This is a genomic window from Vibrio sp. 03_296 (assembly GCF_002265885.1).
On record NZ_NPKW01000194.1, the window covers coordinates 23267 to 41569 of the forward strand.

An 18303-nucleotide genomic window follows, 5' to 3' on the forward strand; every position below is an offset into this window, starting at 1 on the left:
ATCGGACAACAAAATCTAACGGATTCATCGATTACCGGGGCATGATACCAGAACTATTTGAAGTCGCCAGAGAAAAAGCAAACGTTTGCCTTGTTTTTGCCAAACAAAAAATGCCTCCCATTTGGGAGGCGAGATGCAGGATGGATAACGTTGAACTTGTTAGTGATACTTGTGTGCTCTGCCTTCAACGAAAAACACTTCACAGCCATACTCGCGAGCGAGATCGCTAAGCAAAGATTGGTTAATCAAATCGATTTGATCGGAAGCGACAACCGCAGCAGCATTGCCTGAGCGAATAGCTTTCATCACGATCTCCATTTCAGTCATCGTCTGAGAAGCTTTCATTTGGATGACATTCTGGCAGCGGATATTGGAAGCAGTAAGTTGTGCAAAGTCAGGTCTTGGGCACTCAGCTGTAAACAAAATCCACTGATTTTGAGCGGAAAGATTAGCCAGTTTTTGCAACAACTGATCAGAAACATTCATAGGTACGGTTGGCTGAGCTAACACGTTAAAACGAGAATAGAGTCGAGTTTGAGTTTGAATCTGCATCTTACTGTTCCTTTATACATGCTGTATGTGTATACAGTAGTTTTTTTAAGGCGATTGATCAACTCTTTTTGTTGGATTTTTCACCTAAACCGATCGTTCAGTGAAAAAGAAATATTCTTATCTAATTGATTTTTAATGGTTTGCCTTTCATTTGGTACGTAGTGATAAGTATGAGAATTTGTGATGAATATCACTGGTAGGTGAGTCGGTTGGTAAGAGGAACAGTAAAACTACTGTATAGCACTGTATAAACGTGTGAATAAAAAAAACGCCCTCAGCATAAGCAAGAGGGCATCTTAGTCAGAATTCGGTGTTAAGCGTATAGCCAAACAGCGAGTGCGAAAAAGCTGGGTGCGAGAATAGAGGTGATGATGCCACACAGTACTAACGCTAAAGAAGAAAAGGCGGCGTCACCCGGCGCTTTCTCCACGCAGGTCGCGGTACCGAGCGCATGCGAAACTGTCCCCATGGTGAGTCCGCGTGCGATAGGGTGTTTAATGCCAAGCAAATTATAAATTGGGTAGGCAAGGATTGCCCCAAACAGCCCAACGAGCAACACCAGAATCGCAGCAACAGCGGCTTCGCCTCCTAAGTGGCTTGAGATTTCCATTGCAATCGGCGTGGTGACTGACTTACCAAGCAGGCTGGCGATCAAGCTAATGTCCGCCTTGAAGGCGACGGCAATGAGCATGGCGGTGAGCATTGACATGATGCTGCCTAGGGTACAAGCGAAGGCAATGATACGCCAATTGGCTTTGATTTGTGGAAGCTGTTCATAAAGTGGATAAGCAAGCGCGACCACCGCAGGTTGTAGCATGTAGCTGATCCACTCATTATCGGAGTAATAGGTCTCAAAAGGGACCTTCAATACCGTTAACATCGGAATCAAAATAGCGATACTGATCAGTAGCGGGTTAGCCAAAGGATTGTTGATTTTGATGGCAAGCCAACGAGCAAATAAGAAAACGACGATAGTGACGAGTAACCACATGATTATGCTTCCTCACCAAGAATTCGTTGAAGTAACCAGCCTAAACTCACCAACACAATCAAAGAGCCGCCAATGGCCGCTGCGATAATTGGCAATGCGTTTGCGATGAGCATATCGAAGTGCTCCATTAAACCAACACTGATCGGAACGAACAGCAAGATCATATAGCGAATCATTAAGCTGGCACCGGATTTGACCCATTCGACTTTGACGATGCCGATCGCCATCGATAAAAACAGTACCAACATCCCTATTACACTTCCTGGCACTGAGGTTCCTGTCCAGTGCTGTATGCCTGAGCCAATCGTCAAGGCTAGGAAAATAAGGCCAAATGAAACAACGAGGCCAAATAAATCTTTAAGGGAGAATTTCATAGTTTGGGAGTCATTCTTAATGTGGGAGCGTTTCGCTCCCGGCAATTATGAGATCAAGCTCTCAGTATAGCGGTACACGGATTTTAATATCGCCATTTTCTTTTCGTCACTTTCATGTTCGTGAACTAAGTTTTCCAAATTAAGCATGTACTCTTCAATTCGACTTTCGAAGTATTCGCGGCAATGATTCGCCCAACGGCGCTGTTCGTTCTCATCCAACGTCCATGGGTAATTGCGCGCACGGTAGCGAAACAGCAGCGGTTCGATGCGTTTATCGTTGAACGTGATGTCCAAAGCGGCAAGGTGAGTTGGATCGGTTTGGCGGATAATGTCCATCGAGGCTTTGTCGGCAGGCGAGAAGAAACCGTCGTACAACAGGGTATCGACATCATGACTTTTCTCAAACTCGCGTTCAATTGAGAACAGCTGCACCAACTTTTCTCGCACTTCTGGGTGCTGGCGAATAAGGGCTAAGTTTGCCAAACATTGTTCTCGGTCGATGCCGATATTAGTGGCGTTCTCCGCTGTGAGGGTTTTGGCGGGTGCTAAAATCGGGCACTTATTCAAATGCACCAGTTTAACTGGCACAGGCAGTAAGTCACCCAGCTCATCATGACGTGTGTAAAGACGCTCATGCAGCGCATTGGCATCCAAATCGAAAAGGGGTTGAGGATCTTTGGCTAAGTCGACCACAATCACCGCATTGTTGTTGGTCGGGTGCCAAGCTAACGGCACAATCCAACTGGTGTATTGGCATTCACGGCCTAACATGCCAGAGACATGCATCAAGGGGGTCATGTTAACAATATCGATCAACTCATTGAGCTTACGCTTATGGCGCATGCTAAAGAAGTAATCAAACAATTTGGGTTGCGCGGCTTTGACTTTTTTCGCCATTTCGATGGTGGCGATCACATCGGCCATCGCATCATGCGCGTTACTGTGTTCAATGCCATTCGCCACCGAAAGGTGCTCCAGTTTAAAGCTGGTAAAGCCTTCTTCATTTTCCGGCCATTCCACCCCTTCCGGTCTTAATGCGTGACAAGCTCGCATCACATCAAGCAGATCCCAGCGTGAATTGCCGTTTTGCCAGCTCCATGAATAGGGATCGAGGAAATTGCGATAGCAGGTGTAACGCGTGACTTCGTCATCGAAGCGAATACTGTTGTAGCCGAGGCTCGTGGTATTCGGGTGCGACAACTCTGCGTGGATTTTAGCGATGAATTCTGGCTCTGGTAAGCCTTCTTTCTGCGCTTTTTGCGGCGTAATTCCGGTAATGAGCGCGGCTTCGGGGGCCGGTAAATAATCGGCAGGTGGGCGACAATAAATCACCAATGGTTCGCCGATGATATTGAAGTTGTCATCGGTACGAACGCCAGCAAATTGCGATGGGCGATCTTTTGCTGGGCTGGTTCCCCAAGTCTCATAGTCAAAAAAGAAGAAAGTGGGCTGATTGTCTTGCTGCATTCGGCTTACCTAGCGTTCAAACGAAGCGTGTATTAGACCATTGTGAGCCCTTGCTGGCAATGAGTTCCCGTGTTTAGCGGTATTGTTCGAGCAATTTAACCATTTCGTTTTTATGCAAAATTTCCACTTTCTGTGGATGAGGTGCAAAAACACGATAGAGCATGGCTAGCGCGACCTCTTTGGCATCGATAGGCGTGTAATTGCGGAGCTTGCCGCGCATGAAGGGAATAAACGGGCGCATCAGGCGTTGCAACCATTTTTCATCACTGCGCGAGGCGTGGCGTTGGCCCTTGAGTGGGCCGGGGCGAACGATAACAAGCTGTTCAAAGCCCATATTCATCAGAGCACGTTCCATCTGTCCTTTACATTTGAGGTAATGAAAGCGCGATTGTGCGTCTGCGCCAAGGCTTGATACCACCGCGACTCGCGTGACACCAAGCAGTTTCATGGTTTGAGCGACTTGGCACACCAGTTCAACATCAATCTGACGCAATTGCTCTTGGCTTCCGGCTTGCTTTTTGGTTGTTCCTAAACAGATGAAGCCTACCGTGGGCCTCGCTCTTTCATCTGGCCAATCGGAGATGAGCAGATCGGGCTCGATCAGATTAACGAGTTTGATCGCTTGGGGAATGTTGACGGTAATTTGGCGGCGAGTTAAGGCGTAAAGTGTACTGATTGCCTCATGCGGTAAGATCTGTTCAATCAATTGCGACCCCACAAGGCCAGTTCCGCCAGCGACTATGACTGCTGTGTTTTCACCACGAATCGTCATCGTGTTGCTCCTAAAACCATCAAGAGGGTTATCTTGTTGAACTCTCTTGAGTTTAGCAATGGAAAGCGTTCAAGGGTTTGATGGTGGTAACAAAAGAAAAGGCCCGAAAGGGCCTTGTGTTGGAGTTAGGTCATCGACAATGGAACTTGTCGATTGCTCTGAGGGCGCTTCGCATTGCCACCCGATTTCTTCGGTTTACGACTTTGATTGGCAAACATAGTGTGTACCTCAGTGTTGGAGACGAGAATAGCACTGCATATCTTATGCCATCATCTGAACGCCATTTAGGGGATGTTGAATGCTGAAACCGCCCGCTTTGTGCAAAAAATGCGGTTTTGATTCGCAATTTGAGAAAATCGATGCGCACAGATGGCCACGGTTAAGTCGTGGTCAGCAAAATGGGCGCTCAGCAGAAAATGGTTCTCGACCACCATTTCCCTCGATGAAGCGTATCTTGACTCTTTCTCCCCGCTCCCTTCACCTGTACACTAAAGAACTTCTTGTTTTTACGCCACTTCGACACCAACAGGGACCGTTATGCTAGAGCAACAATTTGCCGCTGAGATCCAGCACATCATCGACAACAAAACCAAACCGCTAGGCGCACTGGGGCAACTCGAGCAAGTTGCTTTGCAATTGGCACTTATCCAGAGCCAAGGTAAAGAGCAAGCGGCGACGCAGATTGAGATCAAGCAGCCGCAGATGCTGCTTTTTGCTGGTGACCACGGTGTCGCCGATGAAGGGGTGAGCATCGCACCGAGTGCGGTGACACAACAAATGGTATTGAATTTTCTCGCAGGTGGTGCGGCGATAAACTGCTTTTGCGCGCTTCATAACATCGACCTGACGGTGGTTGATTGTGGCATTTTGTTGCCTGTCGACAGTGATGCACCGAATCTCATCTTACGTCGTTTAGGCTCTCGCACCGCCAACTTTGCCATTGAGTCGGCCATGACGGTGGAGCAAGTCGAACAAGCTTTGCACAATGGTCAACAAATAGCGGCAGAGAAAATTGCTCAAGGTGCGGATTTATTGATGTTTGGCGAAATGGGCATTGCTAACACCAGCTCTGCCGCGGCACTGCTCAGTGCATTATCTGGCCACGAAGTGGATCACTGTGTTGGCCGAGGTACAGGCATCAGTGAAGAGCAGTTGTCGCACAAAATTAAAGTCGTGGCGCAAGGTGTGGGGCGCTGTGAAGGTCAATCGGTTAATGCGATTCTCGCTGAAGTTGGTGGGTTTGAGATCGTGACCATGGCTGGCGCGTTTATCGCTGCTGCTGAGCATAAAACCCCAGTGCTGGTGGACGGCTTTATTGTTTCGGTCGCGGCCTATATCGCGACGTTGCTGAAACCTGAGGTGAGAGACTATTTGTTGTTCGCTCATCGCTCCGAAGAACAGGGGCACCAAATTGTTTTGTCACTTCTTGAAGCTAAGCCTTTGCTGGATTTGGGGCTGCGTCTTGGTGAAGGAACAGGAGCCGCGCTGGCGTACCCACTATTAAAAGCGGCGGCGCAGTTTTTTAACAATATGGCAAGCTTTGAAAGCGCAGGAGTAACGGTTTGATATGAAAACCTGGCAGTATCAGTATCAATTGTTTTGTTTGGCGGTGAGCTTTTTTAGCCGCCTGCCCGTGCCCAAATCAACACCGTATAGTGATGAAAGAATGAATCAGGCTGGGCGTTACTTTGCTTTAGTCGGTACATTGCTTGGCTTACTGTGCGTACTGATTTATGCGTTTGCATCGCTGTTTTTCCCTTATCAGGTGGCGATTGTCCTGATGATGGCGTTTAGCTTACTGCTGACAGGCGCCTTCCATGAAGATGGACTCACTGACATGGCGGATGGCATTGGTGGGGGGATGACGCTCGACAAACGCCTCACCATCATGAAGGACAGCCGCATCGGAACCTATGGCAGCGCCACATTGACCATGGCGCTGATTGGTAAGTTCGTTTTTCTCACCACGTTGGCACGTCAACCCGACTTTGGCTTGATGATTGTTGTCGCCTACACCTTGAGCCGAGCTGTTGCCGCCACACTGATTTACGACATGCCCTATGTCTCTGACAGCGATACCAGCAAAAGCAAGCCATTGGCGAATGCGCAATCCTCCACGGAGCTGGTGATACTGATCCTAACGGGGGTATTAGCGGCGATCAGCTTAGGGCTGGGTGTCGGTTTACTATTGATTTTATTTGCGATCCTCTTTCGCTGGGCATTTAAACGTTGGCTGCTAGCGCGTTTGGGCGGCTTTACCGGAGATTGCTTAGGTGGGGCTCAACAATTGATGGAACTAGGCATCTATTTGGTTCTGATTGCGGTGGTGCAGTGATGATGAGTTGTTCAACCAATAAAGTGCTGGTGTTGGGTGGGGCGCGCTCGGGTAAATCTCGTTTTGCTGAACAGCTTGCGCGGCAACGCTCTCAACAACATGATGCCAAATGCCACTACGTCGCCACGGCGGTGCCTTTTGACCAAGAAATGGCAGAGCGAATTCACCATCACCAACAGCAACGTGGACAAGGTTGGTGTGAACATGAGGCGCCGCTGTACTTAGCAGAGCGGCTCTCGCAGTTTGGTGCTGACGATGTGGTGCTGGTGGATTGTTTAACGGTGTGGCTCAATAACTGGCTGTTTGAGTTTGGTGAGCATGCGAGCAATGAAAAACTGGAGCAAAAGGTTGCCCAGTTGGCATCCGTTGTGAAAGAAAGCCCGGCACAGATCATTTTGGTCTCTAATGAAGTGGGGTTAGGCGTGGTGCCTTTAGGGCAAATTAGCCGTCTATTTGTTGACAATGCAGGTCGTATGAATCAGTCACTTGCCCAGGAGTGTGACAACGTCACTCTTATCGCGGCGGGGTTACCCCTTGTATTGAAATCGAGTGGTCATCAATAGGGAAAAACGATGGAAGTGATCTTACTGCGTCATGGCAAAACAGCAGCGGACGCGGGTTTATTTGGTCGAACCGATGCCAAGGTACCGGCGGCTCGTCAGCAAGCGATTGCCGAAGCGTTGTTCGCTCAGCATGATGATGTTGAACTCATCGTGAGCTCGCCTCTCTCGAGATGCCATGAGTTGGCTGAGCTGCTTGGTCAACAGCACGATTGGCCAATTCGATTGCAAGCAGACTTACAAGAGATGGACTTTGGTCTGTTAGACGGAGTGCCTTTTGCTACTCAAGACTATCCGTGGCCGCTCCTCAACGCCTTTTGGCAAGACCCTGCCAATGCCTCTTTGCCAAAGGGCGAGACATTGGCGGAATTTCAGCAAAGGGTAGTGCAGTGCTGGTCGCAAATCATCAGCACAGAACATCGCAAAGTGTTAATCATCACTCATGGTGGTGTAATTCGACTTATCTTAGCTCACCTTTTGGGTGTAGACTGGCAACGCCCTCACTGGTATCAAACCTTGGCCATTGAGAACGCAAGTCTGACACACATAACGATTTTTACCGATAGTGACCAAACGCAGTTTCCGACAGTCAAAATGATCGGGATGCCTCTCTCTATCAGGGAAGAACAGACGAATCATCCAGTCGATTAGTCACAGATTCATAAGGAACACAGAATGACCGCGCCAAGCTGGGATCTTTCTATTGCCTATGCAGATTTAAACGATGTTCGTATCGAACAAGATATCGAACTGATCGAGCAGTGCATCAAACTGCTCAATACACAAGCGTCACAGCGTGAAGTGGTGAGCGTGATGCAAAATGCCATCGTCACCCGAGAAGCCGCAGGGCGTTTACTTTCGACGGTTTACACCTTTGCCAACTGTTATACCTCGGTGGATGTGACTCATCCTCAAGCCAAAGCTTTGGTTGGACGCATGGCCAAGCTAAGTTCTGAAATGGAACAGGCATTTAGCCCATACCAACTGGCGCTAATGCACGCAGATGACGATTTCATCGCCGACGTTTTAGAGAGCAATAATCCCGATGTAGCTGGTCAGGTATTTTCCATTGCTCAGCTGCGTAAGCTGGCGGATCAAAGCTTGAGTGTGTCTGAGGAACAACTGCTTTCTGCGATGCAAGTGGACGGGCGCGATGGTTGGGGCCGTCTCTACGACAACCTAACTGGCACCTTAAAAATCTCCCTAGATACCGAAGACGGTAAACAAGAAACGCTTGGATTTTCTCAAGCCGCCAGCTTGCTTTATGGGGCAGAATTCTCTCGTCAAGAACCTGCGTGGCGGGGGATTCAAAACGCGATGTCGACACACCGTGAAACCTTTGCGGCAATTTTGAATGCACTTTCTGGCTGGCGTTTAACCGAATATCAAAAGCGCTCGCACCAACGCAAGATCCACTTCTTAGAGCCGAGCCTCTACGAGAGTCGTATTGAGGCACAAACCTTAGAAACCATGATCTCCGTGGCAAAGGACAGTCGCTCGGTTGGCCAGAAAGCTGGGAAGCTAATGGCGCGAGTGCACGGCTTAGAGGCGATGAAGCCTTGGAATCACTTGGCTGCAATGCCGGCGTTTGACGGCGAAGCCAAAGTGTATGGCTTTGATGAAGCGATTGAGGTAATCCGCAATGCGTTTGCACAAGTCAACCCAGAAATGGCAAGCTTTGTTGACCTCATGGTGGAAAATGGCTGGATTGATGCCGCGCCTTCGGAAAACAAACGCCTCGGTGCGTATTGCACTAAACTAGCAGCCACCCGTACACCGCTGGTGTTTATGACTTGGTCGGGCAGCCGTTCGGATCTGCTGACTTTGGCCCATGAACTCGGGCACGCGTTCCACAACTGGGTGATGAAAGACATGCCCCTTTGCCAAACGCGTTACCCAATGACACTGGCAGAAACCGCGTCTATTTTTGCGGAAAACATTGTTCAGGATTATTTGATTGCACAAGCTGCCACCGCTGAAGAGAAATTGGAAATGTTGTGGGAAGAGCTCTCTTCTGCTTACGCGCTCACCATCAACATTCCTGTGCGTTACGAATTTGAAAAAGCGTTCTATGAGCGTCGTGCCAGCGGTGAACTGTCGGCGGATGATATTTGCCAGTTGATGAGTGAAACCTGGCAAGCCTGGTACGGCGATTCAATGTCAGAATCCGACCCCTATTTCTGGGCCAGCAAACTTCATTTCTCGATTTCAGAAATCAGTTTCTACAACTACCCCTATTTGTTTGGTTACCTTTTCTCGAAAGGCATCTACGCTCAGCGCGCGGCAAAGGGAGAGTCATTCTATCGTGATTACGTCGCTTTGCTGCGAGATACAGGGGCAATGATGGCGGAAGATGTGGTCGCGCAGCATCTGCAAATGGATCTGACGCAAGCGGATTTCTGGCAACAGAGCATCGAGCGTATCCGTGAAAAAGTGGATGAATTTGAACAACTATTAGTGCAGATCGGAAAATAAAATTCCGTGATCTTGTTATAACGGAAAGGGTTAGGGATGTGGTAGAGTTCACTCCCTAACATACTGTTATTGTTTAAAAAGTGTTCGGTGATGACGGTCTCAATCTGCAAATCGTCCGGAATGAACGCAATTCTTGGCTTTTTGCGGTGAAAACTTCGATTTCTCTTGATAAGTGAGATCCTAGCAACATAAATGTTGTGAACATTTTATTAACATACCGCCGTGCAATTAAGGAGTAACGCATGACGAATTCTCTCTTTCGCCAATCGTTTTTGTCAGACACCCTAAATATGCAGCAATCTGTCGCGGCGAAAGCGACGACGTTAAGCAATGGGGTAAGATTGCAGCTGCATCAGCGTGGTGTGTTAGAAGTCATTCCGGCAAACAACAGCGCGGAAACGAAAAATATCATTTTATCGTCAGGGATCCACGGTGATGAAACTGCACCGATGGAACTGATTGACAAGATTGTTCACGATATCGAAACGGGCTTTCAAGATGTGCAAGCGCGTTGTCTATTTATCATTGCTCATCCAGAAGCGACCAATGCGCATACGCGTTTTATTGAAGAAAACCTCAATCGTCTGTTTGATGAAAAAGAGCATCAGCCAAGCAAAGAGTTGGTGATTGCCGATCAACTGAAGTTATTGGTGAAAGCATTTTTCGATAACACGCCGGTAGAGAGCCGTTGGCACTTAGATTTGCATTGTGCGATACGAGCGTCGAAGCACTACTCGTTCGCGATCAGTCCGAAAACGCGTCATCCGACTCGCTCTAAAGCGTTGGTGGATTTTGTCAACCACAGCCATGTCGAAGCGTTGCTGCTCTCTAACTCACCATCCAGCACGTTTAGTTGGTTTAGTGCAGAATACTATTCTGCTCAAGCGCTGACGATGGAATTAGGCCGAGTTGCACGCATTGGTGAGAATGAGTTAGAGCGCTTTACGGCGTTGGATTTGACCATGCGTGATTTAATCGCAGAAGTGACCCCAGAGCATTTGCCAAAGCCAGCGATTACCTACCGAGTGAGCCGCACTATCGTGCGCTTACATGAGGATTTTGATTTCCGCTTTGATGATAGCGTGGAGAACTTTACCTCATTTATGCACGGTGAAGTGTTTGGTCATGATGGCGATAAGCCGTTGATGGCGAAGAACGACAATGAAGCGATTGTTTTTCCCAATCGTAAAGTCACTATTGGCCAGCGTGCGGCCTTGATGGTCTGCAAAGTCAAAACTCGTTTTGAAGATGACCAACTGGTTTACGATTAATCATTTTCCGCTGTCCTCTTGCGAAAGTTCAGTTGTGGCAAGCGTTTAACGGTTTATTTTTGAAAGGCTTAACGTTAGAGTTAAGCCTTTTGTTTAGCGAGCGAATTGAATCATTGCCCATGGAACTGCACCAACTGATAGCCCACAAAGAGAAGCGATGGCGAGCCACCTTATTAGTGATGGTGGCTGTACTTTTGATTCTCTCTGCACTCTATTTGATGGTGGGGGAAGTCTTTCTTTCTCCGTTTTCTTCCTTGAGCAGTTTTGAACATAAGCTGTTGGTTGATCTGCGTCTGCCGCGACTGGTGGCGGCAATGGTGATCGGCGCGGCATTAGCGGTCTCGGGGGCGACATTACAAGTCTTACTTGGCAATGTGCTTGCTGAACCTGGTGTGTTAGGCATCTCCGGCGGGGCCAGTTTGGCGATGGTGATTGCGCTCTTTTTATTACCCGTGATGCCGACGCCAATGGTGTTTATGCTGGCAGCGATCATTGGTGCCTTGGTCTTTACGTTGATTTTGGTGGGGATGGCAAGAGCAATGCACTTGTCGACCTCGAGAATGCTCCTTGTGGGGGTGGCACTCGGTATTTTATCGGGTGCGTTTGTCACTTGGGCCTTTTATTTCAGTGATGATCTCAGCTTGCGTCAACTGATGTATTGGTTAATGGGGAGCATTGGTGGGGCAAGTTGGCACCATCATCTGGTGACACTTGTATTGCTTCCGGTCTTGGTTTGGCTTTGTCTGCAAGGGCAAACGTTGGACAAACTGATGCTGGGTGAAACGCACGCCGCGCAACTGGGCGTTGATGTGCACAAGGTACGTTGGCGGCTGATTTTGGCGGTCTCCATCTTGATCGGCTGCGCGGTGGCTCTTGGCGGTATTATCAGCTTTGTTGGTTTAGTCGTGCCTCATTTGCTGCGCATGGCGTTTGGCTCAGAAAACCGATTCTTGTTGCCGATGTCGGCGTTTGCCGGGGCGACGTTATTGGTTTTTTCTGACATTTGGGCAAGAACCTTATTGGATTCGGCAGAGCTGCCGCTGGGGGTGATGACCACCACCATTGGCGCACCCATCTTTATCTGGATGCTGATAAGGAGCCACGATGCACATTAATCATATTAGTGTCGGCAATCGGCTTTTACCCCTGTCTTTTCAATGTGCTGCAGGTGAAAAAGTGTATGTGGCGGGCCCAAATGGTTCTGGAAAAAGTACTCTATTGTCAGCGATTGCAGGTACGCTGAGCTCGCGTGAAGGCGCCAAGGGGGAAGTGTTGATCAACGAGACCTCTTTACTCACGTTGCCTTTAGCGGAACAAGCGATTTATCGGGCTTACCTTTGCCAGCAATCGAGACCGGCGTTTAATGTCGATGTGTTTCAAATGTTGGCGCTCTCGTTACCGACAGGAAGGCATGTGGCTGAGCTAGAGGTTCAAGCAGCTGTGCGTAGAGTGGTGGAGTTGGTGCAGTTGCAAGACAAGTTGCATCGTAGCGTGCAGGCACTCTCGGGTGGTGAATGGCAACGCGTGCGTCTGGCAGCGGTGTGCTTGCAAGTGTGGCGCTCGTTAAATCCTTACTCGCAACTGCTGATCTTGGATGAGCCTGCCGCGCCACTGGATGTGGCCCAAGCGAAGTGGTTGTATCAGCTTATCGATGAGATGGCTGCGCAAGGCTTGGTGGTCTTGGTGGCCAATCATGATCTCAACCGAGTCTATCAGCACGCCGACAAAGTGTTGCTGCTCAACCAAGGTGTGCTCGCTGCGTATGGCTCTGCAGAAGAAGTGATGAGTGTGGAAAATCTACAGCAGGTATTTGAAACGCCAGTGAAAAAAGTGGCCGTTGATGGGCAGCCGTATTTGATTTTCACTTAGCATTGCAACAAAACGCACCACTAAAAAGAAGCCCGCACTTAGGCGGGCTAGCTTCATCAAACGGTTGGTTTGCTAAAAACGGATGGCCAACTGAGAACAGATGGCTTACTGAGTCAGCGGAACTAAGTCTGCAGGGCGGTAGTAAACCGATTTCAATACCTTACCAGCACGAATCGTTTTGCCTTCGCCTTCAAAATCTTCGGCACATTTGGCAATCAGGTAATCACCTTTTTGCACCGCCATCAGCTTAACACCTTGCTCTGCATAGAACTTCTCAGTGTCGGCATATTCTTGTTCATTGCGACACACTTTGCTCATGTTACTTGAGTGCACTTCATCCCAGCATGGAATAAAGTCGATGCCACGGTTTTTTGCGACGTTCAGCAGCAGATCAATCAAGTAGCTGATAGCAAGATTGTCTTCAACGTTTGCCGCTCCAAGGTGGACTAGGCGACCCATAAGCACGTAGACCGAATCAACAATCGCATCTGCTTGTTCTGTTTTGCTATCCGCTTCCGCCAACTCCGTCATCTCTTCGATGATCAAAGAAGTGTGTAGCGTGTCCGCTTTTTCATCTAGGCTTTCAGGTGCAGCCACCGGTAAATCAAACGTGCTACGGAACTCAGTGATGTCACGGTACAGGTGATCAAAAATGTCTTGGGTAAGTTGAGACAATTGCATGTGTTTTTCCAATAGTTTTACGTAAGGGCGAATGATACCAGAGCCTAGAGGTAAGCTCTATCCCCTTGCCAATTGAAGCAGCGGCACTTGTGGCACAGTGCGCATGGTCGCCGCCTCAGGTTTGGTTGATGCTCTTTGCCCTATGCTGTTTAGCGAAAAAGATAAGGGAACAGCTTTTTACGCTCTTCTTCATTGAGCGCTGAAACACGAGCGATGTTGGTATCTGGGATCGATTCAGGATCTGGATAGTGGCGCAGCACCTTTTCCATGCTTTCTTCTCGAATGAGATGAAAAATCGGATAAGGTGAGCGATTGGTGAGGTTTTCGTCGTCTTCTGGCTCGGCACCACCAAAACAGTAGTCCGGATGGAAGGTGGCCACTTGGAAAACGCCTTCCCAATCTTGTTGTTTGATCAAGGCTTCCACCCAATCGATGAAAAGATTGTAATCCCAAAAATCGCTGAGCATGTTAGGGATAACAACCAGCGTGGTTTCTAACTCACTGGGCTCCGTTTGATCGAGCTCCATCAGCAAGCTAAGAATATCTTGCAGCAACAACTCTTCGTTGTCGGCCTCACTGACGTGGATTTTGATTTGCTGATTGCGCTGCGGTTTGGCGGCGAATGGGCAGAGATTTAAACCAATCACCACATCGTTGAGCCATTGGTTCACTTCTTGATGAATGGTTTGTTGTGTTGAGCTTTGAGTCATGGTCGTATTCTATTGCGTGTTGAGGGGGCAGTATAACCACTCGTGGGGTTCAATCCTATCCCCTTTGACGACTCAAGGATGCTTGACCAAGCTCTCTTCTATGCACGCGTACTTGGGCTTTTTCAGTTGCAGTATCACCGCAAACAGCAACACATACATACTCAACGCCGCGATGATCACGCCATTCCATTGCCAATGTTGCCAGCAATAGAGCAAGAAAAACCCGCCAACGCTACCGCCCACATAGTAGTGCACCAGATACATCGCGGTTGCCGTTGCTTTCGCGTGAGTGGCTTTTTGTCCAACCCATCCATACGCCAAAGTGTGCGTGAAAAAAGCGCCGAAGGAAATCAGCACTAAACCGATAAACATGGCGGCTAAATGTTCAATCGAAGTGATTAGCATGCCAAACAAACTGATCGCCGCGCCAAGTAACATGCCGCTGACCGGATGAAAATATTGATTCCATTTGCCAGTGTATTTGGAGCTGATGGTACCGCCGAGGTAACACAAAAAAATCAATGATGCGAGGCCAACGGGTAGGCCATGCGGCTCTGCCACCAGGCGAAATCCCATCACGGAGTAGAGGTTAACGAAAAGGGCAAAATTGAGTCCGCCGATCACCATCGCCAACCAAACTCGAGTGTGACGCAGGTGCTGGACGATGGTCTGATTGTGTTGCCATAAGCTGTGAGTACTGGGGGAGAAATGTTTCTGCTTGGGCAGCAAAAAGCTCACCGCAATCACGCCCAGTAGCGTGAAGACCAGCATCACCTCAATCGCGACCGTGGTACCAAACCAGTCGGACATCAAACCGCCACTGATTCGTCCGCTAATACCGCCAAGTGAATTGGCCGCAATATAGCCGCCAATGGCATGGCTAAACGCCTTTGGATGAAGCTCTTCCGCCATGTACGCCACTGCAACGGCGGCAAAGGCCGCCAACGCCACTCCAAGCAGGGCGCGGCAAATGACGATAAACAAGAAAGAGTCGTTAAGCAGCAGCGCGGCACTGCACAGTGGAATGGCGAACAAACCCGCCAGCATGACCGTGCGTCGGCCAATTTTTTCAGACAACACCGCCATAGGAACAAGGCTGAGGGATAAGCCCAGCGTGGTGGCGGCAAAGACCCAGTTTACCTGTGTTTCCGATACCGCGTATTCCAAGGCCAATTTGGGCAGCATGGGTTGAAAGAGGTAAAGATTACAGAAAACTAAAAACGAACCGAGTGCCAAGGCAATGGTGACATGGCGATACTGAGAGCTGCCGAGTTCGTACATCTTAATTCTCCTACTGATTTGTGAGCACAGTATCAGTCACATCGTGATAAACAAAATATATTAAAAATATGATGACGATATATTTTTGATCTAGATGGAATCGAAACAACTCAAACAATTTTTGGCGGTGGCCGAAGAGAAAAATTTCACTCGTGCAGCTCAGTCTCTGCATATCGCGCAGCCTGCCTTGAGTGTCTCAATCAAAAAGCTCGAACAAAGCCTCGGTGTGACTCTATTTAAACGTGATGACAAACAGATCGCACTGACAACGGAAGGGCAAACCTTGTATGAGCATGCCAAACGAGTCGTACAGCAACTGCATGATGCGGAGTTGGCGATGAATGAACTGAAGGGGCTTGAGAAAGGTGAGGTGCGCCTCGGTGCGCCAAGCATGATGGGCAGCTATTTCTTTCCAGAAATTTTAATGGCCTTTAAAAGCCATTATCCCAACCTCAAACTGACACTGATTGAAGCGGGGACGCAGTCGATTCGTAAGATGCTGCTTGATGGGGATTTGGACATTGGTGTGATCACGGAAAACGACGTACCGGACGATTTAGAAATCGACCACCTATTCTCTAGCCAGATGATGGCGGTTGTCGGCAGCGAGCATCCGTTATCGCAACGAGCATCACTCACCTTTGAAGAATTCTTTCAACATGAACTGGTAATGTTCAAATCGGGTTATTTCCACCGCGATTTTCTCGATCATTTTAGCCACCAGCATGGCATTGAAATGCAGTATTCTTTTGAAACCAATCTATTGCCATTGATTTTGAAGATCGTAAAGCGAGAGTTTGCCATTACGGCATTGCTTCAACTGGTGACCGAGAATGAGAGTGGCGTGGTCGGCGTGCCATTTTCTCCGCCCGTCACCCTCAACCTAGCGCTGGCTTGGCGACGTGGCGGCTATCTGTCGGTGGCGGATCGCACCTTTATCGAATTTATAAAGCAGTATGTTTAGCTGTGATCACTTATCGCCATACATGCGTTCAAAGTTCTTCGGGTTCCAACCAATCATCAAGCGGTCACCGATTTTAAGTACTGGCACAGAGCGCGCACCAATCGCGTCGAGCTCTTTACGGCCGCGATGCATCTTGGCATTACACAAGCGGTATTGAATGCCTTTGCTATCCAGATAGCGCTGCGCATCTTTGCAGTGTGGACATTTGTCTTTGATGTAGAGAACGACACGTTTCATCTTGTCTTGCCATGTAATGAAAAGGGGCGCAAGTGTAGCCAATTTCGCTGCGGACGAAAAGAAAAAGCGATGAATCAAGGGGCGGAGTCAGGTAAACTAGCGCGCTTTGAAAAATGATCAGGTCCGATTCCATGATGCATCCGTCACTTCGCTACATTCAGGGTTACCCGCAGCATATCGTGCAGCAAGTGGCCCAATTGATTGAGTCGCAACGTTTAATTCCTTGGTTTGATAAACGCTACCCAGCACGTCACGACATTCGCAGTGAAAAAGCGTTGTTTGACTACGCGATGCAGATCAAAAACCAGTTTATGAAGAAAACGGGCCCCATCAGTAAAGTGGTGTACGACGGAAAAATTCATCTGATTAACAATGCGCTCGGCTTGCACAGTGTCGTGTCTCGCAACCACGGCGGAAAACTAAAATCGAAAAATGAGATTCGCATTGCCAACGTATTTAAAGAGGCGCCGGAGCCTTTGCTGCGCATGTTGGTTGTGCACGAACTGGCGCACATTAAAGAGAAAGAGCATGATAAAGCTTTTTACTCTCTTTGCTGCTACATGGAGCCGGACTATCACCAACTGGAGCTGGATGCTCGTCTGTTTATGATTTACCTCGATTTAAAAGCTCAGGAAGCAAAAAAATAATGACGAACAAACGAAAATCAGCCAAACCATTAGAGCCTGCGAAACGAGCCCCAAAACCGCGCACGAAAAAAAGTCGTGATCTCAATATGTCTGAATCGAGTTGTGATTTTGTCAAAGTCACGCGTGCTGGGCTGCATTCGCGCAACAAACATCAAGGGCGTTACGATTTTGCTAAGTTAACGCAGGCGCTGCCATCGCTTGCTCCTTTTGTGATCAAAAATCCTAAAGGGGAGGCGAGTATCTCTTTTTCAGATTCAACTGCGGTAAAAATGCTCAATAAAGCGCTGCTCAGTGCTTACTATCAAGTGGCAGATTGGGACATCCCAGCAGGCTACTTGTGCCCACCAATCCCAGGACGTGCGGATTACATCCATCGTCTAGCGGAGCTCTTGGAAGGAGAGGTGAAAGGTAAATTTCCTCATGAGAAAGTTCAGGCGTTGGACATCGGTGTTGGTGCAAACGCCATCTATCCCATTATTGCGATTTGTGACTATCGTTGGTCTTACACCGGTAGTGATGTTGACCCTAAATCGATTGAGTCCGCGCAGCGTATTGCCGACTCTAATCCTGTACTGCAGGGGCAGCTTGATCTCAAATTGCAAGACCAGTCTCAGCATATTTTCCAAGGCATTATTGGCCCCACAGACTACTTTCATGTGACGACATGCAACCCGCCATTTCACGCTTCGGCGCAGGAAGCGGCGTTTGGCACACAACGAAAATTAGACAACCTCGCCGCCAACCGTTTGAAAAAAGGTGTAACAGCAAAAGCTGGTTCACAAAAAATCTCGAAAAACAAATCTATACTTAACTTCGGAGGTCAAAATTCTGAGTTGTGGTGCCAAGGTGGAGAATCCTCCTTCTTGAAGCGCATGGCGAACGAAAGTGAGCGTTTTGCCCATCAGGTTTTGTGGTTCAGTACGCTCGTTTCGAAGAAAGACAACGTAAGACCTCTACGTAAACAGTTGGAAAAATTAGGTGTACGCAGTATTCGTGTCGTCGAAATGAGCCAAGGACAAAAGGTCAGTCGCTTTGTTGCTTGGTCATTTATGGACAAACAACAAAGAGGAGAGTGGATCAAACTGCGAGGGTGATGGAGACCATTATCCCGAGTTAA

At 48.5% G+C, this 18303-nt stretch carries 20 protein-coding genes; 11 read left to right on the top strand and 9 right to left on the bottom strand.

The features are described from left to right. Positions 1-159: 159 nt before the first annotated feature. From CIK04_RS22925 to CIK04_RS22945, 5 genes are all read right to left on the bottom strand, one after another. Positions 160-552: a SulA-like leucine-rich domain-containing protein gene (locus CIK04_RS22925; protein WP_017419943.1), complete on the bottom strand. Its 393-nt coding sequence runs from the start codon at positions 550-552 to the stop codon at positions 160-162. Between the two features lie 313 nt (positions 553-865). Beyond that, complete coding sequence (locus CIK04_RS22930) at positions 866-1543, bottom strand: LrgB family protein (protein WP_039449453.1); 678 nt, start codon at positions 1541-1543, stop codon at positions 866-868. Between the two features lie 2 nt (positions 1544-1545). After that, positions 1546-1917: a CidA/LrgA family protein gene (locus CIK04_RS22935; protein WP_128824659.1), complete on the bottom strand. Its 372-nt coding sequence runs from the start codon at positions 1915-1917 to the stop codon at positions 1546-1548. Between the two features lie 45 nt (positions 1918-1962). Further along, positions 1963-3384: an exodeoxyribonuclease I gene (gene sbcB, locus CIK04_RS22940; protein ID WP_097352998.1), complete on the bottom strand. Its 1422-nt coding sequence runs from the start codon at positions 3382-3384 to the stop codon at positions 1963-1965. 73 nt (positions 3385-3457) lie between these two features. Further along, positions 3458-4156, bottom strand: a complete 699-nt coding sequence (locus CIK04_RS22945) for an oxidoreductase (RefSeq protein ID WP_017790519.1) — start codon at positions 4154-4156, stop codon at positions 3458-3460. A gap of 537 nt (positions 4157-4693) precedes the next feature. Between CIK04_RS22945 and cobT the strand changes: the two genes are divergently transcribed. From cobT to btuD, 8 genes are all read left to right on the top strand, one after another. Then, positions 4694-5722: a nicotinate-nucleotide--dimethylbenzimidazole phosphoribosyltransferase gene (cobT, locus tag CIK04_RS22950; RefSeq protein ID WP_097352999.1), complete on the top strand. Its 1029-nt coding sequence runs from the start codon at positions 4694-4696 to the stop codon at positions 5720-5722. Between the two features lies 1 nt (position 5723). Continuing rightward, positions 5724-6491 (top strand): adenosylcobinamide-GDP ribazoletransferase, encoded by a 768-nt coding sequence (locus CIK04_RS22955; protein ID WP_039469505.1) that lies wholly within the window; start codon positions 5724-5726, stop codon positions 6489-6491. A 2-nt stretch (positions 6492-6493) separates the two neighbouring features. Beyond that, positions 6494-7054: a bifunctional adenosylcobinamide kinase/adenosylcobinamide-phosphate guanylyltransferase gene (cobU, locus tag CIK04_RS22960; RefSeq protein WP_176463408.1), complete on the top strand. Its 561-nt coding sequence runs from the start codon at positions 6494-6496 to the stop codon at positions 7052-7054. 9 nt (positions 7055-7063) lie between these two features. Then, the gene (gene cobC / locus CIK04_RS22965; RefSeq protein WP_097353001.1) at positions 7064-7702 is read left to right on the top strand and encodes an alpha-ribazole phosphatase; all 639 of its coding nucleotides are present in this window, start codon (positions 7064-7066) and stop codon (positions 7700-7702) included. Between the two features lie 24 nt (positions 7703-7726). After that, the gene (locus tag CIK04_RS22970) at positions 7727-9526 is read left to right on the top strand and encodes a M3 family oligoendopeptidase (RefSeq protein WP_097353002.1); all 1800 of its coding nucleotides are present in this window, start codon (positions 7727-7729) and stop codon (positions 9524-9526) included. Between the two features lie 242 nt (positions 9527-9768). Next, on the top strand, positions 9769-10797 hold the full coding sequence (locus tag CIK04_RS22975) for a succinylglutamate desuccinylase (protein WP_017419954.1): 1029 nt from the start codon (positions 9769-9771) through the stop codon (positions 10795-10797). Between the two features lie 119 nt (positions 10798-10916). Further along, positions 10917-11912: a vitamin B12 ABC transporter permease BtuC gene (gene btuC / locus CIK04_RS22980; protein WP_097353038.1), complete on the top strand. Its 996-nt coding sequence runs from the start codon at positions 10917-10919 to the stop codon at positions 11910-11912. Then, positions 11902-12666, top strand: a complete 765-nt coding sequence (btuD, locus tag CIK04_RS22985) for a vitamin B12 ABC transporter ATP-binding protein BtuD (RefSeq protein WP_097353003.1) — start codon at positions 11902-11904, stop codon at positions 12664-12666. The genes btuC and btuD overlap by 11 nt, the downstream gene beginning before the upstream one ends. A 105-nt stretch (positions 12667-12771) precedes the next feature. On the opposite strand, the gene CIK04_RS22990 is transcribed toward btuD, so the two are convergent. The 3 genes from CIK04_RS22990 to CIK04_RS23000 all read right to left on the bottom strand — a co-directional run bounded on the left by CIK04_RS22990 (position 12772) and on the right by CIK04_RS23000 (position 15338). Next, complete coding sequence (locus tag CIK04_RS22990; RefSeq protein ID WP_013571938.1) at positions 12772-13347, bottom strand: nucleoside triphosphate pyrophosphohydrolase family protein; 576 nt, start codon at positions 13345-13347, stop codon at positions 12772-12774. Between the two features lie 149 nt (positions 13348-13496). Next, complete coding sequence (locus CIK04_RS22995) at positions 13497-14057, bottom strand: DUF1415 domain-containing protein (RefSeq protein ID WP_017422188.1); 561 nt, start codon at positions 14055-14057, stop codon at positions 13497-13499. A 72-nt stretch (positions 14058-14129) separates the two neighbouring features. Next, positions 14130-15338 carry an MFS transporter gene (locus CIK04_RS23000; RefSeq protein ID WP_097353004.1) on the bottom strand — a complete coding sequence of 403 codons (1209 nt, stop codon included), beginning with the start codon at positions 15336-15338 and terminating at the stop codon, positions 14130-14132. Positions 15339-15432: 94 nt separating this feature from the next. Here CIK04_RS23000 and CIK04_RS23005 point away from each other — a divergent pair, with 94 nt between their 5' ends. Continuing rightward, entirely contained in the window at positions 15433-16302 is an 870-nt protein-coding gene (locus CIK04_RS23005; protein WP_097353005.1) for a LysR family transcriptional regulator, read from the top strand. Positions 16303-16308: 6 nt separating this feature from the next. On the opposite strand, the gene CIK04_RS23010 is transcribed toward CIK04_RS23005, so the two are convergent. Then, positions 16309-16539, bottom strand: coding sequence for a glutaredoxin family protein (locus CIK04_RS23010; RefSeq protein WP_011080612.1), 231 nt, complete (start codon positions 16537-16539; stop codon positions 16309-16311). Between the two features lie 134 nt (positions 16540-16673). Between CIK04_RS23010 and CIK04_RS23015 the strand changes: the two genes are divergently transcribed. Continuing rightward, the gene (locus CIK04_RS23015) at positions 16674-17186 is read left to right on the top strand and encodes a YgjP-like metallopeptidase domain-containing protein (protein WP_026050708.1); all 513 of its coding nucleotides are present in this window, start codon (positions 16674-16676) and stop codon (positions 17184-17186) included. Continuing rightward, on the top strand, positions 17186-18280 hold the full coding sequence (gene rlmF / locus CIK04_RS23020) for a 23S rRNA (adenine(1618)-N(6))-methyltransferase RlmF (protein WP_097353006.1): 1095 nt from the start codon (positions 17186-17188) through the stop codon (positions 18278-18280). Before CIK04_RS23015 ends, rlmF begins: the two co-directional genes overlap by 1 nt. Positions 18281-18303 lie beyond the last annotated feature (23 nt).

Coding starts and splice junctions, on each gene's coding strand:
- btuC (WP_097353038.1), top strand. CDS start 10,917: ATGGAACTGCACCAACTGATAGCCCACAAAGAGAAGCGATGGCGAGCC.
- sbcB (WP_097352998.1), bottom strand. CDS start 3,384: ATGCAGCAAGACAATCAGCCCACTTTCTTCTTTTTTGACTATGAGACT.
- CIK04_RS22955 (WP_039469505.1), top strand. CDS start 5,724: ATGAAAACCTGGCAGTATCAGTATCAATTGTTTTGTTTGGCGGTGAGC.
- CIK04_RS22975 (WP_017419954.1), top strand. CDS start 9,769: ATGACGAATTCTCTCTTTCGCCAATCGTTTTTGTCAGACACCCTAAAT.
- CIK04_RS22990 (WP_013571938.1), bottom strand. CDS start 13,347: ATGCAATTGTCTCAACTTACCCAAGACATTTTTGATCACCTGTACCGT.
- CIK04_RS22970 (WP_097353002.1), top strand. CDS start 7,727: ATGACCGCGCCAAGCTGGGATCTTTCTATTGCCTATGCAGATTTAAAC.
- btuD (WP_097353003.1), top strand. CDS start 11,902: ATGCACATTAATCATATTAGTGTCGGCAATCGGCTTTTACCCCTGTCT.
- cobC (WP_097353001.1), top strand. CDS start 7,064: ATGGAAGTGATCTTACTGCGTCATGGCAAAACAGCAGCGGACGCGGGT.
- CIK04_RS22930 (WP_039449453.1), bottom strand. CDS start 1,543: ATGTGGTTACTCGTCACTATCGTCGTTTTCTTATTTGCTCGTTGGCTT.
- CIK04_RS23015 (WP_026050708.1), top strand. CDS start 16,674: ATGCATCCGTCACTTCGCTACATTCAGGGTTACCCGCAGCATATCGTG.
- rlmF (WP_097353006.1), top strand. CDS start 17,186: ATGACGAACAAACGAAAATCAGCCAAACCATTAGAGCCTGCGAAACGA.
- CIK04_RS23010 (WP_011080612.1), bottom strand. CDS start 16,539: ATGAAACGTGTCGTTCTCTACATCAAAGACAAATGTCCACACTGCAAA.
- cobU (WP_176463408.1), top strand. CDS start 6,494: ATGAGTTGTTCAACCAATAAAGTGCTGGTGTTGGGTGGGGCGCGCTCG.
- CIK04_RS22945 (WP_017790519.1), bottom strand. CDS start 4,156: ATGACGATTCGTGGTGAAAACACAGCAGTCATAGTCGCTGGCGGAACT.
- CIK04_RS23005 (WP_097353005.1), top strand. CDS start 15,433: ATGGAATCGAAACAACTCAAACAATTTTTGGCGGTGGCCGAAGAGAAA.
- CIK04_RS22925 (WP_017419943.1), bottom strand. CDS start 552: ATGCAGATTCAAACTCAAACTCGACTCTATTCTCGTTTTAACGTGTTA.
- CIK04_RS22995 (WP_017422188.1), bottom strand. CDS start 14,057: ATGACTCAAAGCTCAACACAACAAACCATTCATCAAGAAGTGAACCAA.
- CIK04_RS23000 (WP_097353004.1), bottom strand. CDS start 15,338: ATGTACGAACTCGGCAGCTCTCAGTATCGCCATGTCACCATTGCCTTG.
- CIK04_RS22935 (WP_128824659.1), bottom strand. CDS start 1,917: ATGAAATTCTCCCTTAAAGATTTATTTGGCCTCGTTGTTTCATTTGGC.
- cobT (WP_097352999.1), top strand. CDS start 4,694: ATGCTAGAGCAACAATTTGCCGCTGAGATCCAGCACATCATCGACAAC.